Here is a 13,740-nt window from a genome sequence, read left to right as displayed (position 1 = left end):
TGTATAAGAGACAGGCCCCCGGCCGTCCCGGTCAGTACCCCGCCACCGCCCGTGCCCGGTACGCCGCGTACACGGCGACCGGGTCCTCCTCGTACGTCCACGGGATGGCGCCGATGTGGCCGTCCACCGCACGCAGCTGCTCCAGCGCCTCGGCGTACCGCCCGGCGTTCACCAGGAACCAGACCAGCAGGTGCCGCACGTGTGGCAGCACGGGGTGGTCGGCGGGGGCGTGGACGACCGCGTACTGGGCGGCCTCGATCGCGTCCCGGACCACGACGCTGTGGTACAGCCCGCGCACCATGTTGACGTCGGGCAGGTGGTCGTGGACGGCGAACAGCGGGAGCGCCGGCAGCAGGCTGCCCGCGGGGGCCGCGGCGGCGGCCCGCCGGGCGAAGGCGTCGGCCTGCTCCTGCGAGCCGTGCCACTTGGCGCTCCAGTAGCGCAGCGCCACCAGATGCGCCCCCATGTGCCCCGGTGCGCGGGAGGTCACGGTCTCCCAGACGGACTGGAACTCCGCCTCGCTCGCCCCGAGCCCCCGCTCGACGTTCAGCCGGACGATGTACGGGACGGGGTCGCCCGGCGCGAGCAGCGCGGCCTCCGCGCAGACGGTCCGGGCCTCCTCCAGGATCATGCGGTAGTCCTGCGACGACGGGTCGCGCATCGCCTGCTGGACCAGGAACTCGGCCTGCACGGCCGCGCCGCCCGCGTCCTTCGGGGCCACCACGCGCCAGTGCCGCAGCCACATGCCGCCGGTGCCGGGCGTCTCGGCGAGCTCGCGGGCCGCCGCCCCGGCCAGCGTCTGCACGCGCTGCCAGCGCAGCTCGGCGGCGCCGTCCGCCGGGGTGCGCGCCAGCAGCTCGGCCGCCGGCTTCCAGTCCTGGGTACGGCGCGCCTCCTCGACGGCGGCCAGCAGGTCGGGGTCCGGGCCCGGCAGGCGTACGTCCAGCCGCTCGGCCGGGACGAAGCCGTGCCCGTACGACGGGTCGACGGCAGCGCCGGCGCCCCGCAGCGCGTCCTGAGCGGCGCGCCGGCGGCGCAGCGCGGGCGCCACGACGACGCCGCAGACGACGACGAGGGCGAGCAGGATGAACAGAAACTCCATGAGCTGTCCTGAATGCGAGGGACGGAGAGGGGACGGGATGCCGGCGGTCCGACGACCTAAGGACGATGCGGCGCTTCCGATCGTTCCTGACCGCTGATGTCGTAGGACCGGCGGATCGTTCATCTGGCGGTTACAAGTGAACAGGAGTATTCCGGTAAAGCGGGTACTACTCTCGGAACAATGAGCGACCAGCAGCAGCAATCCTTCGAGACCCTCGCCATTCATGCCGGGCAGGAGGCGGACCCGCTGACCGGGGCCGTCGTGCCGCCCATCTACCAAGTTTCCACCTACAAGCAGGACGGCGTGGGCGGCCTGCGCGGCGGGTACGAGTACAGCCGGAGCGCCAACCCGACCCGTACCGCCCTTGAGGAGAACCTGGCGGCGCTGGAAGGCGGCGTCCGCGGCCTCGCCTTCGCCTCCGGCCTGGCCGCCGAGGACTGCCTGCTGCGCACGCTGCTGGCCCCCGGCGACCACGTCGTCATCCCGAACGACGCCTACGGCGGAACGTTCCGGCTGTTCGCCAAGGTGGTCGGCCGCTGGGGCGTGGAGTGGTCCGTCGCCGACACCTCGGACCCCGAGGCCGTCCGGGCCGCGATCACCGACCGCACCAAGGCGGTGTGGGTCGAGACGCCGTCGAACCCGCTGCTCGGCATCACGGACATCGCCGCCGTGGCCCAGGTCGCGCACGAGGGCGGGGCCAAGCTGGTGGTGGACAACACCTTCGCCAGCCCTTACCTCCAGCAGCCGCTGGCGCTCGGCGCGGACGTCGTCGTGCACTCCACCACCAAGTACATGGGCGGCCACTCCGACGTCGTCGGCGGTGCGCTGATCACCTCCGACGCCGCGCTGGGCGACGAGCTCGCCTACCACCAGAACGCGATGGGCGCCGTCGCCGGCCCCTTCGACTCCTGGCTGACGCTGCGCGGCATCAAGACCCTCGCCGTCCGCATGGACCGGCACAGCGCCAACGCCGAGCGCGTCGCCGACCTCCTGCTCTCCCACCCCAAGGTCACCCGGGTCTACTACCCCGGCCTGCCCGAGCACCCGCTGCACGAGGTCGCGGCCAAGCAGATGCGCGCCTTCGGCGGCATGGTCTCGTTCCGCGTCGAGGGCGGCGAGGAGGCGGCGGTCGAGGTCTGCAACCGGGCCAAGCTGTTCACCCTCGGCGAGTCCCTCGGCGGCGTCGAGTCGCTGATCGAGCACCCGGGCCGGATGACCCACGCTTCCGTGGCGGGCTCCGCCCTGGAGGTCCCGGCCGACCTCGTCCGCCTCTCCGTGGGCATCGAGTCGATCGACGACCTGCTGGCGGACATCAAGCAGGCGCTGGGCTGAGCTTCAGCCCGTCCGGCGTTTGAGGACGACCGCGCGAAGCGCGGTTTCGGGGTCTGAGGCGTCAGCCCCAGGAAACGGCGAAGGGGCGGGACTGGGGCACCTCCCCCCTGCGAACCCGGGCGCCGCACGGAAGACGACACCGGCGGCGCCCCCCCCGCGGCGGACCGCCGAGTGCCCACCCCCCGCCCGGCGAGCGCCGCACGCCGGCCGGGCGGTGGGCACTCGGCGGTCCGCCGCGGGGAGACGGCGCGCGCCGTCAGGAAGCCGGCGGCACCTGCGGCAGAGAGCTGTGCACCTCGGAAAGCGCGGAGTTGAAGCGCGTCAGCAACGTGCAGAACATGGCCCGCTCCTCCTCCGACCACCCCTCCGTGCAGAGCGCCATCAGCTGCCTGCGCGAAGCGCGGACCTCGTCCAGCCGCGCCTTGCCGCGCGGCGAGAGCTGGAGGACGACGGCCCTGCCGTCCTCGGGGTGCGAGGTGCGCTTGACGAGGCCGGTGTCGACGAGGGGCGCCACCTGGCGGGTGACGGTCGACGAGTCGATGCCCATGCCCGCGGCGAGCGCCTTGACGCCCATCGGGCCTTCCTGGTCGAGGCGGTTGAGCAGCAGGTAGGCGGCGCGGTCCATCGAGTTGTGGACCCGGCCGACGCCGCCGAGCCGGGTCTGTTCTGCGCGGCGGGCGAAGACGGCAACCTGGTGCTGGAGAGTGTCGAGGACACCTGGTGCGAGGTCGGTCGTCATGTCCGGAGGGGTGGGCATGGCTGGGGACTCACTTCGTGCGGCGGGCTGGAATTGCTCGGGAATGGGGGACAGAGTACGCGGCCGGACGGGTGCGCGTGCCGTTGCCGGGCAAACCGGTCGGTTCGTATGGTCGTGGGATCCCCGTTCGTTCGGATGGCGGCCCCGCGGCGGGCGCGGGGCTGCGAGACTGGCGGTATGGCTGCACGCGTGGGAGGCGGCGGCGATCGTCCGGCGCACGTTCCGCCCGGTCCGTCGACTTCCCCAGGTTCATCGACTTCCCCAGGTTCGTCGACTTACCCGGGGTCATCTGCTCGCCCGGGGGCGTCGACTCCCTCCGGCTCGTCGGGGCCGTTCGGTCCCTCGGCCCGGACCGGTCCGGCGTCCGGCCCTCCCGGCGACCCCTCCACCGGCTCACCGGACACGCCGGCGACCACCGGCCTCCCCAGTGACGCCACTCCCTCCCTTCCCGCCCCGGCCACTCCTTCCCTCCCGGAAGCCCCCTCTCTCCCCGTCACGCTCGACGCCATCCGCCAGGCGCAGAAGACACTGTCCGGCGTCGCGCGGGTCACCGCCCTGGAGGGCAGCCGGCATCTGTCGGGGCTGATCGGTTCGCCGGTGCACCTCAAGTGCGAGAACCTCCAGCGGACCGGCTCGTTCAAGGTCCGCGGCGCGTATGTGCGGATCGCGGGCCTCTCCGTGGCGGAGCGCGCGGCCGGGGTGGTCGCGGCGAGTGCGGGCAACCACGCGCAGGGCGTCGCCCTCGCCGCGTCGCTGCTCGGGGTGCGGTCCACGGTCTTCATGCCGGAGGGCGCGCCGCTTCCGAAGGTCGTCGCCACCCGTGAGTACGGAGCCGAAGTGCGGTTGCGCGGACAGGTGGTGGACGACGCGTTGTGCGCCGCCCGCGAGCACGCGCGGCGCACGGGCGCGGTCCTCATCCACCCCTTCGACCACCCGGACGTCATCGCCGGCCAGGGGACCGTGGGGCTGGAGATCCTGGAGCAGTGTCCCGAGGTGCGCACGGTCGTGGTGGGCATGGGCGGCGGCGGGCTCGCGGCCGGAATCGCCGTGGCGTTGAAGACGTTGCGGCCCGACGTACGTGTCGTCGGCGTCCAGGCGTCGGACGCGGCCGCCTACCCGCGTTCGCTGGCCGCCGGGCGTCCGGTGGCCGTGGAGGCGCCGGCCACGATGGCCGACGGCATCAAGGTCGCGCGGCCCGGCGACGTACCGTTCGAGATCGTCCGGCAGCTGGTCGACGAGGTCCGTACCGTCTCCGAAGACCAGTTGGCGAGCGCGCTGCTGCTCTGTCTGGAGCGGGCGAAGCTGCTGGTGGAACCGGCCGGCGCGAGCCCGGTGGCGGCGCTGCTGGCCGCCCCGCGCTCGTTCGAGGGGCCCGTCGTGGCGGTGCTCTCCGGTGGGAACGTCGACCCCCTGCTGCTGCAGGGCGTCCTGCGGCACGGCATGGCCGCCGCCGGCCGCTACCTCTCGCTGCGGCTGCGGATCACCGACCGTCCGGGAGCGCTCGCCGCCCTGCTGGACGTGCTGTCCGCCGCGGACGTCAACATCATCGACATCGGCCACGTCCGCACCGATCCACGGCTGCGGCTGACGGAGGCGGAGGTGGAACTGCACCTGGAGACGAAGGGACACGAGCACTGCGCGGCCGTGCGCACGGCGCTGAGGGAGGCGGGCTATCCGGTGCTCTCCTGAGGGGCGGACGGACTTCCCGCTTCGACCGCCCCCCTCACGGCACTCGGTCCCCGCCCTTCACAGCGGAAACGCGAATATCCGGAATTTCATTTCACTGAGCGCAATGCTCCCGCTGAACGTAAAATCCTGAATTACGTCACCGAACGGGGAGAAGTTCCATGTCGGGCGCGATTCACGCCGAAGGCCTGGTCAAGACCTTCGGCGAAGTGAAGGCTCTGGACGGCGTCGATCTCGACGTCCCGGAGGGAACGGTCCTGGGGCTGCTCGGGCCCAACGGCGCCGGGAAGACGACGGCCGTGCGCGTCCTGACGACCCTCATCAGACCGGACCGCGGCACGGCCTCGGTGGCGGGCATCGACGTACTGCGGCGGCCCGACGAGGTCAGGCGGAGCATCGGTTTGTCCGGCCAGTTCGCCGCCGTGGACGAGTATCTGACGGGCCGTGAGAACCTGGCCATGGTCGGCAGGCTGTACCAGTTGAGCGGGCGCGAGGCGAAGCGCCGGGCCGGTGAACTCCTGGACCGCTTCCACCTCGCCGACGCCGCCGACCGCCCCGCCAAGACGTACTCCGGCGGGATGCGCCGCCGCCTCGACCTCGCGGCGGCCTTGGTCGTCAGGCCGCCCGTGATGTTCATGGACGAGCCGACGACGGGCCTCGACCCCCGTAACCGCCAGCAGTTGTGGGAGGTCATCCAGGAACTGGTCGCCAGCGGAACGACGTTGCTGCTCACCACCCAGTACCTGGAGGAGGCCGACCACCTCGCGCACGACATCGCCGTCGTCGACCACGGCCGGGTGATCGCGCGCGGCACGTCCGACCAGCTCAAGGCGCGGACCGGCGGGGAGCGCGTCGAGGTCGTCGTGCACCGGCCCGAGCACATCCCCGTCGCCGACGCCGTGCTGCGGGGCTTCGGCGACGGCGGGTCGGCCGTCGAACCGCACACCCGGCGGATCACCGTCCCGGTGTCCGGCGGCGCGCGGCTGCTCGCCGAGATCATCCGCGAACTCGACGCCCGGGACGTCGGCATCGACGACATCGGGCTGCGCCGTCCCACGCTGGACGACGTGTTCATCTCGCTGACCGGGCACGCCGCCGAGACGGAGGGTGAGCCCGAACGGCAGCAGGAAGGGGTCCTGCCATGACCGCCGCCGACCATTCCGCCGACGGTGTCGCCGGTCAGGCCGCCGGTCACACCGCCGATCGGGGGACCAGTCGGGACGTCGGCCGGACCGCCGGTCAGACCGCCGGCCGCGCCGTGCCCAGAGGGCCGACGCCCGGACGGGGCCGCGTCGCCCGGTCCGTCCGCGACTCCTTGGTCATCGCCCAGCGGAATCTACTGCGGATGCGGCGGATTCCTGAGGTGGTTGTTTTTGGCCTCGTCCAGCCGATCATGTTCGTGGTGCTGTTCAGCTATGTGTTCGGGGGCTCGATCGCCGTCGGCGGCAGCACGAAGCCGTCGCTCTACCGCGAGTTCCTGATGGCGGGCATCTTCGCGCAGACGGTCACCTTCGCCACCGCGGGGGCCGGCGCGGGGATCGCGGACGACATGCACAAGGGCCTCATCGACCGCTTCCGGTCGCTCCCGATGGCCCGGGGAGCCGTCCTCACCGGGCGGACCCTCGCCGACCTCGTGCAGACCGCGCTCACGCTGGTGATGCTGGCGATCGTCGCCGCCATCGTCGGCTGGCGGATCCACGAGGGGGTGGCCAAGGCCCTGGCGGGATTCGCCCTGCTGCTCCTGCTCGGCTACGCCTTCTCCTGGATCGGCGCGCTGATCGGACTGTCCGTGCGGACTCCGGAGGCGGCCACCTCGGGCGGGCTCGTCTGGCTGTTCCCGCTGACGTTCATCTCGAACGCGTTCGTGCCGTCCGGCAATATGCCGACCGTCCTGCGGGTGATCGCCGAGTGGAACCCCTTCAGCGCCACCGTCCAGGCGGCCCGTGAGCTCTTCGGCAACCTGCCGCCCGGCTATCCGGTGCCGGACGCCTGGCCGATGCGGCACCCGGTGTGGGCGTCGCTGATCTGGTCGGCGCTGATCATCCTGGTGTTCCGGTGGCTGGCGGTACGGAAGTACCGGTCGGCTACGGGGTGAGGAGCGCGGGCGGGGGTCCGTGACCCGGTCTCGATTCCGCCCTCCCGGACAAGCCTCCGGCCCCGGACCGTCGTATGCGGTCCGGGGCCGGGAAGCGGGGTGACGCGATGCGCCACGAAGGGCGGGCTCAGCCCTGGTACGGCGTGGCGTCCATGATGCGGACCTTCGCCTTGCGGCCGTTCGGCAGCTCGTACTCGGCGTCCTCGCCGACCTTCTTGCCGTTGACGCCGGTGCCCAGCGGGGACTGGGGGGAGTACGTCTCGATGTCCGAGCTCGCGTACTCACGGGAGGCGAGCAGGAAGGTCAGGGTGTCGTCCGGGTCGCCGTCGAAGGCGATGGTGACGACCATGCCGGGGGCGACCACGCCGGTGGCGGCCGGGGCCTCGCCGACCTTCGCGTGCTCGAGCAGCTGCGTCAGCTGGCGCACACGGAGCTCCTGCTTGCCCTGCTCCTCCTTGGCCGCGTGGTACCCGCCGTTCTCTCGCAGGTCACCTTCCTCGCGCGCCGCGGCGATCTTGGCCGCGATCTCGGTGCGAGCGGGACCAGACAGGTACTCCAGCTCGGCCTTGAGCTGGTCGTACGCCTCCTGAGTCAGCCAGGTGACGCTGTCGCTGGTCTGGGTCACAGGTGCTCCTCGTCGGTGCTGGGAAAAACTTCGGGGTCACGGATACAAATGAACGCCCTACTCAGAAGGGTGCACCTCCAAAGGCGGGCGAAACCACGAGCCTAACAATTACGTCCGGAATGGGGGAAGAAGTCGTGGGACGAAATCCCGCAAGTATCGCATCGTCGCAGGTCAGCGGCGTACTTCCGGGCTCCGCGGTCGCCGCGCCGGTCGCCCGGCCGCCGACTCGGCCGCTCGCCGCCCACCGGCCGCGGGGCCCGGGAACGGTCCACGCGGAGGGGGCGCGTCCGCACCGGGGCGGACGACGGGCGAGCGGTCAGCCGCCGTCAGTCGCCGTCAGCCGCGGTCGGTCGTCCGGCAGCCTTCCAGTTCGGTGATGCGCGCGGGTGCCGTGGTACGGAGGGTGACGAGCTCGGTGAAGTGGGTCTCACGGCGGTCCAGGGACACGTCCTTGCGGGCGACCTCCGCCCCGTCCTCGCCCAGCGAGCGGAGCGTGCACACCCCGTTGTCGTTCTTCTCCTTGCGGACCTCGATGACCGCCTGGACCGACGTCGAGGAGATCTTCTTCGACCGGATGAGCTGACCGCTGACGTCCGACTTGGTGACATAGTGCACACCGGCCCACGCGACGAAGGCGAGCAAGGCCGCGAACAGCGTCCCCCCGACGATCTTGAGCTTGCGGTTCGCGCGCTCGTCCGCCGAGCGGCCGTAACGGCCCTCGGGAAGGGCCTCGCGCTGCGCAGCCATGATCATCGCCTCCCGGACGCCGATTTGTGAACGCGGAATGAAACGGCTCCCGCTTCGGTCACTATAGGAGGCGTCTGCCGAGACGAGTGACTGAGGATCGAGCCTTGACTGAGCAGCTGCGAATGATGGCCGTTCACGCCCACCCCGACGATGAGTCGAGCAAGGGCGCGGCCACGATGGCCAAGTACGTGTCCGAGGGGGTGGACGTGCTGGTCGCCACCTGCACGGGCGGGGAGCGCGGTTCCATCCTCAACCCCAAGCTCCAGGGGGACCCCTACATCGAGGAGCACATCCACGAGGTCCGGGCGAAGGAGATGGACGAGGCCCGCGACATCCTGGGCGTCAAGCAGGAGTGGCTGGGCTATGTGGACTCCGGGCTTCCGGAGGGCGACCCGCTGCCCCCGCTGCCCGAGGGCTGCTTCGCGCTCCAGGACGTCGACGAGGCGGCCGGGACGCTGGTCAAGCTGATCCGCGAGTTCAAGCCGCACGTGATCACCACGTATGACGAGAACGGCGGTTACCCGCACCCCGACCACATCATGACCCACAAGATCTCGATGGTGGCGTTCGAGGCGGCGGGCGACCCGTCCCGCTACCCCGAGGCCGGCGAGCCGTGGCAGCCGCTCAAGCTCTACTACAACCAGGGCTTCAACCGCCCCCGCACCCAGGCGCTCCACGACGCGCTGCTGGAGCGCGGCATGGAATCGCCCTACGGCGAGTGGCTGGAGCGCTGGCACACGATGGGCCGGGAGCGCAACCTCACCACCTTCGTGCCCTGCGGCGACTTCTTCGAGATCCGCGACAAGGCGCTGATCGCCCACGCCACGCAGATCGATCCGGACGGCGGCTGGTTCAAGGTGCCGCTGGACCTCCAGCGCGAGGTCTGGCCGACCGAGGAGTACGAGCTCGCCAAGTCTCTCGTCGCCACGTCCCTCCCCGAGGACGACCTCTTCGCGGGCATCCGCAACAATTGAGCCCATGATGAGCGCGACTGCCTCCCTCGCCGTCACCCACCTGGTGCCGCTCGCCGCCGCCGGGGACGACCTCGACAAGAACAAGGTCACCCCCGGTGTCCTGGGCTTCATCGTCTTCGCCGTCATCGGCGCGGCCGTGTGGCTGCTGATGAAGAGCATGACGAAGCACATGAAGCGGGTGAACTTCGAGGAGGCGCCGGACAGCGCCGCCCCGGCGACCACCGCCGCGTCCGCCGCCACCGCCGTCTCCGACGGCGCGGCGACGGGCGGCGGCAAGACCCCCGCCTGACCCAGGACGGACCCGAACCGAACCCCGTCCCGCCTGAACCGCCTGAACCGCCCGGACCACCCGGACCGCCCGGGCGCCCGGACCGAAAGACTCCGGAGCGACTCGCCCGGCCAAGGCGGAAACGAACCGCCCGCGACGCGGGCGCCCGGCCGTCCAGCGGCCCCACCTCAGGGACCGCTCCGCCGCGGGCCGGCCCGGTCCGGTTCCGCTGACCGGGCCCGGCCGTGTCCGGTCAAGCCCGGTCCCACCCGGTGGTCGGGTGGGAGCCGCTGCTGTGCGGCCCCAGCCGGCCGCACGGCAGTGGAACCGGTCCGGCCACGCTCCGGCCCGTTCGCTCCTCCGACCCGTAGCGACGACCTGGTTCTCCCAGGCCGCTGCCGGCCGGACCTCAGCGCTGCCCCGCACGGAATCCGCCGCTACCTCCGCGACCTCCGCTCCCGCCCGTGTCGGCTTCGACGCGCGGAGCCTGCTGTGAGCCCCCGCCTATGCCTCGGAGCGATGGAGCCGACGGCCCCACGGGGCTGATGGCGCCCCTGAACAGCCGTGCTCCTGGACCGGCCCTGCTCGTGGACGGGCAGGAGCCTGAGCGCCCGGCGAGGCCCTCGAAACGAAGCCTCCGCGCCGACCGGCCACGCTCGGGCTCGGCGACCCCGGCCCCGGCCCCGGCCCTTGGCCTCGACGCGGCGATCGAGCGGCCCGAGTCCCTACCGCGGCAGCACGGCCATCACCTCCCGGGCCCGCCGTCCCGGCACCATGCCCAGGCGCCACGCCTGCCACCCGGCCTCCGGCTCCACCCCGCGCTCCAGCACCAGTGCGTACGCCTCGGCGTACTGCTCCAGCGCCGGGTCCACCGCCCAGTCCGCGCCCCGCAGCTCCCGCCGCAGGCGGGCCAGGTCCTCGCCGGCCACGGCCGCGCCCACCACCGAGCCGCCAGGTGAGACGAAGGGCAGCAGCGTGCAGCGCAGGAACCGGGCCCAGCTCTCGCCCCGCCGGTCGCCGAACCCCGTGAACAGCCGTTCCGCCTCCTCCGTCAGCTCCAGTGCCTGCTCCAGCCTGCCGTTGCCCGCGTCGATCACCGCCAGTTCCAGGCACGACCACGCCTCGCCGTGCGCGACACCCACCCGCTGGAAGTCCAGCCGGGCGTCCTGGAGCAACTGCCGGGCGAAGCCGCTGTTCCGCAGGCTCCCCGTCTGGGCCGCCCGCTGGTCCCGCGTGACTCGGGCCGAGTGATGACGGGCGCAGGCGAGACCGTAGACGTCACGCATCCGGTTGAACATCGTCCGGGCCCGTTCCAGCTCCCGCAGCGCGGCCGGCAGATCCCCGAGCTCCTCCAGGGCCTGGCCCAGGTAGAACAAGGTCCACGCCTCGCCCCGCGCGTCCTCGTGCTCTCGATGCCGGGACACCGCCTGCCGGAGCGACTCCACGGCCGCCGCCGCGTCCCCGGCTATCAACCGTCCCCGGGCGAGCTGGGTCAAGGCCCAGGCCGCGCCCCGCCCGTCCTGCGTCCGCCCGTAAAGGTCCAGCGCCTGGCGCAGCTCGGCCTCCGCCGGCTCCGGGCGGCCCATACGCAGCCGCACCTGGCCGAGCTGGAAGTGCGCCCACGCCTGGCCGTGCAGACTCTCGCTCTCCCGGTGCAGCTCCAGGGCGACGGCGAGCAGGTCCAGCGCCTCGGCGAGCCGGCCGCGGTCGCGTTCCACCGCGGCCAGCGCGTGCATCGTCCACGCCCGGTCGCCGCTCAGCTCCGGAGCGGCCTGCAACTCCAACGCCTCGCGCAGCTTCGCGGCGGCTTCCTTCAGGTTCCCCTGGTGCTGGAGGGTGATACCGAGATCGCGCAGCGCCCGTGCCGCGCCCGCGTGGTGCTGGGCGTCGAGGTACAGATCGACCACCGAGGTCAGCGTCGTCCGGGAGGCGTCCAGCTCGCCGAGCTGCCGGGCCGCCACACCCGTGCGCCACTGCACGGAGCGGGTCAGCAGCTCCCGGTCCGTGGCCTGGGTCAGCTCGCTCAGCTCGGCCAGCCGGTAGAGGTCTCCGCGCAGCAGGCAGTAGTCGCACAGGGCGCCCAGCAGGTGCAGCACCGCCGACTGGTCCACGCCCTCCGCGTGCCGGAGCGCGGCCGTGATGAAGCTCGACTCGTCGTCCAGCCAGCGCAGGGCCGCGTCCAGTGACGGGAAGCCATGGCCTCCGGCCGCGCCCTCGGCGAACATGTCGGCGCGCGTCGAGGTCTTGCCGTCCACCATGCGGATGACCAAGTCGGCGAGCTCCGCGTAGCTGCGTATCAGCCGCTCCTGGGCCGCTCCACGCTCGCCGGGGTCCTCCTCCTCGTGCAACCGCGTATGGGCGAAATCCCGCACCAGGTCGTGCATCCGGTAACGCCCGGGGCGGACGGGCTCGATCAGCCCTGCTCGCGCCAGCTCCGTCAGCCGCTTCGTCGCCTCCTGCCCGTCGGCCGCGAGCAGGGCCGCCGCCGCGGCCGCCCCCAGCGACGCCCGGCCGGCCAGCGCGAGCCGTCGCAGCAGCCGCCGAGCGTCCTCGCCTTGGTCCATGTAACGGAGCCACAGCGCCCTCTCCACCGGACCGGACTGGTCCGCCGCCTCCAGCTCCACGGCCAGCGCGCGCGGCGTCCGCGCTCCGAGCGAGGACCCGGCCACCCGCAGGGCCAGCGGCAACCCGCCGCACAACTCCCGGACCCGAGTGAGCGACTGGCCGTCGTAGAGCTCGTCGTCCTGTGCCGTGGCCGTCGCCCCCTCCTCGTCCGCCGCGGCAACCGAGCGCAACAGCTCCTCCGCTCCCGCCTCGTCCAGCGGGCCCACTTCCAGGCTGTGGACCCACGCCTCCAACTCCCGCGGCAGCTCCAGCGGCTCACGCGTGGTGACCAGGACCAGGCACTCGGACCGGTCGGGCACCAAGGCGCACACCTGCTCCGCGTCCGACGCGTCGTCCAGCACGATCGCCACCGGCAGCGCGGCCAGATGCTTGTGGTACGCGTCGGACAGCCGTCTGAGGTGCTGTTCGCGTGAGGAGCGTTCCCGGAAGAACAACTGGTCGCGAGGGGCGCCGAGTCGGTTGAGCAGGTGCAACAGCGCGTCGCGGGTCGACAACGGCGGCTCCTCCTGGCTCTCGCCCCGCAGATCCACGACACAGGCGCCCCGGAACTGATCCCGCAGATGGTGCACCGCGCGCAAGGCCAGCGTGGTCCGGCCGGCTCCCTGTGGGCCGCGCAGCACCACGACTGTCGGCTTCGTCTCGGTGCTCGCCCGGGCCTGGTGCACCCACTGGGCGATCCGGTCCACCTGCGTCTTCCGGCCCGCGAACGGGCCGTCGGCCGGAGGGAGATCGTCGAACGACCGGGCCAGGAGGCTCCGCTGCCGGGCGAGCGCGCTGCGGTCGCCGCCGCGCAACTGCGGCACCCGCGACGAGCTGCCCTTACCTGGCGTGCCCGGCGTGGAGCCCTTGCCGTTGTGCGCCCCCCGCAGCATCCGCTGTCGGTCGAGGAAGGGCCGTATCCCCCTCACCTCCACCGCCGTCCGCCACTGGAGTCTCAACTGCTCGGCACCGCCGGGCTGTCCCCGCAACGCGGCCCGCCGGTGCCGGGCCGGCCAATGCCCCGCCGTCAATTTCGCGAGCGTAGCCACGGATCCCGCGAGGGCCACCGCGACCGCCGTGCTGACAGCGGTGCCCGCGGACGTCCCATAACCCAGGTCGGCCCCGAAAGCCGTCACCGCCGTGACGGCCGTGACCAGCATGGGCGTGCCGAGCGCGGAGCCCGACAAGCGCGCGGACAACGGTCCGACAGTCGCGGACTCCTCGTCCAGGGCCCGGATGTACGCCGCGTACTCCTCGGCCGCCGCCTCGGCCAGCGCGTCCAACTCCTCACGCGCCCGCCGCAGCAGCACGTCCCCGTCGACCCGCCCACCCGAACGGCGCACCTCTTCCTCGACCGCCCGCTCCAGCAGGCTCTCGACTTCCGCGCGGTGACCCTGCCGCAGCGCGGGCAGCGAGCTCTGCATGTGCCGTCCCCCTTCGACCAGCGAATGCTCAAGGCGTCCCAGTGTTCCGCTTCGTCGCCGATTCCGGCAGACCTGTGGATAACCCCCTGTGGAAAACCCAGCCGAGCGGTCTCAGGGGAGGGGGCG

General features: G+C 72.3%; 11 protein-coding genes. 6 read left to right on the top strand and 5 right to left on the bottom strand.

What is annotated here, in order from left to right:
• Positions 1-31 precede the first annotated feature (31 nt).
• Positions 32-1,102 (bottom strand): hypothetical protein, encoded by a 1,071-nt coding sequence (locus ACSNOK_RS07290; protein WP_436779757.1) that lies wholly within the window; start codon positions 1,100-1,102, stop codon positions 32-34.
• Positions 1,103-1,282: 180 nt separating this feature from the next.
• Here ACSNOK_RS07290 and ACSNOK_RS07285 point away from each other — a divergent pair, with 180 nt between their 5' ends.
• Positions 1,283-2,434, top strand: coding sequence for a cystathionine gamma-synthase (locus ACSNOK_RS07285; RefSeq protein ID WP_436779756.1), 1,152 nt, complete (start codon positions 1,283-1,285; stop codon positions 2,432-2,434).
• 256 nt (positions 2,435-2,690) lie between these two features.
• Here ACSNOK_RS07285 and ACSNOK_RS07280 read toward each other — a convergent pair whose 3' ends face one another.
• A complete protein-coding gene (locus ACSNOK_RS07280) occupies positions 2,691-3,191 on the bottom strand; it encodes a MarR family winged helix-turn-helix transcriptional regulator (RefSeq protein ID WP_436779755.1) in 501 nt (166 codons plus the stop codon).
• 177 nt (positions 3,192-3,368) lie between these two features.
• On the opposite strand from ACSNOK_RS07280, the gene ilvA reads away from it, so the two are divergent.
• The 3 genes from ilvA to ACSNOK_RS07265 all read left to right on the top strand — a co-directional run bounded on the left by ilvA (position 3,369) and on the right by ACSNOK_RS07265 (position 6,972).
• On the top strand, positions 3,369-4,880 hold the full coding sequence (ilvA, locus tag ACSNOK_RS07275; protein WP_436779754.1) for a threonine ammonia-lyase: 1,512 nt from the start codon (positions 3,369-3,371) through the stop codon (positions 4,878-4,880).
• Positions 4,881-5,038: 158 nt separating this feature from the next.
• Positions 5,039-6,022: an ATP-binding cassette domain-containing protein gene (locus ACSNOK_RS07270; protein ID WP_436779753.1), complete on the top strand. Its 984-nt coding sequence runs from the start codon at positions 5,039-5,041 to the stop codon at positions 6,020-6,022.
• The gene (locus tag ACSNOK_RS07265) at positions 6,019-6,972 is read left to right on the top strand and encodes an ABC transporter permease (RefSeq protein WP_436779752.1); all 954 of its coding nucleotides are present in this window, start codon (positions 6,019-6,021) and stop codon (positions 6,970-6,972) included. Before ACSNOK_RS07270 ends, ACSNOK_RS07265 begins: the two co-directional genes overlap by 4 nt.
• Positions 6,973-7,099: 127 nt before the next feature.
• On the opposite strand, the gene greA is transcribed toward ACSNOK_RS07265, so the two are convergent.
• Positions 7,100-7,597 (bottom strand): transcription elongation factor GreA, encoded by a 498-nt coding sequence (gene greA / locus ACSNOK_RS07260; RefSeq protein WP_004947986.1) that lies wholly within the window; start codon positions 7,595-7,597, stop codon positions 7,100-7,102.
• Positions 7,598-7,933: 336 nt separating this feature from the next.
• On the bottom strand, positions 7,934-8,344 hold the full coding sequence (locus ACSNOK_RS07255; RefSeq protein ID WP_436779751.1) for a DUF4307 domain-containing protein: 411 nt from the start codon (positions 8,342-8,344) through the stop codon (positions 7,934-7,936).
• 104 nt (positions 8,345-8,448) lie between these two features.
• Between ACSNOK_RS07255 and mca the strand changes: the two genes are divergently transcribed.
• A complete protein-coding gene (gene mca, locus ACSNOK_RS07250; RefSeq protein WP_436779750.1) occupies positions 8,449-9,318 on the top strand; it encodes a mycothiol conjugate amidase Mca in 870 nt (289 codons plus the stop codon).
• A 7-nt stretch (positions 9,319-9,325) separates the two neighbouring features.
• The gene (locus ACSNOK_RS07245; protein ID WP_436779760.1) at positions 9,326-9,607 is read left to right on the top strand and encodes a hypothetical protein; all 282 of its coding nucleotides are present in this window, start codon (positions 9,326-9,328) and stop codon (positions 9,605-9,607) included.
• 704 nt (positions 9,608-10,311) lie between these two features.
• On the opposite strand, the gene ACSNOK_RS07240 is transcribed toward ACSNOK_RS07245, so the two are convergent.
• Positions 10,312-13,614 carry a tetratricopeptide repeat protein gene (locus tag ACSNOK_RS07240; RefSeq protein WP_436779749.1) on the bottom strand — a complete coding sequence of 1,101 codons (3,303 nt, stop codon included), beginning with the start codon at positions 13,612-13,614 and terminating at the stop codon, positions 10,312-10,314.
• Positions 13,615-13,740: the final 126 nt, after the last annotated feature.

Source organism: Streptomyces sp. URMC 126 (assembly GCF_051386555.1).
Classification (GTDB): domain Bacteria; phylum Actinomycetota; class Actinomycetes; order Streptomycetales; family Streptomycetaceae; genus Streptomyces.
This window is presented reverse-complemented; position numbering and strand designations above follow the sequence as displayed.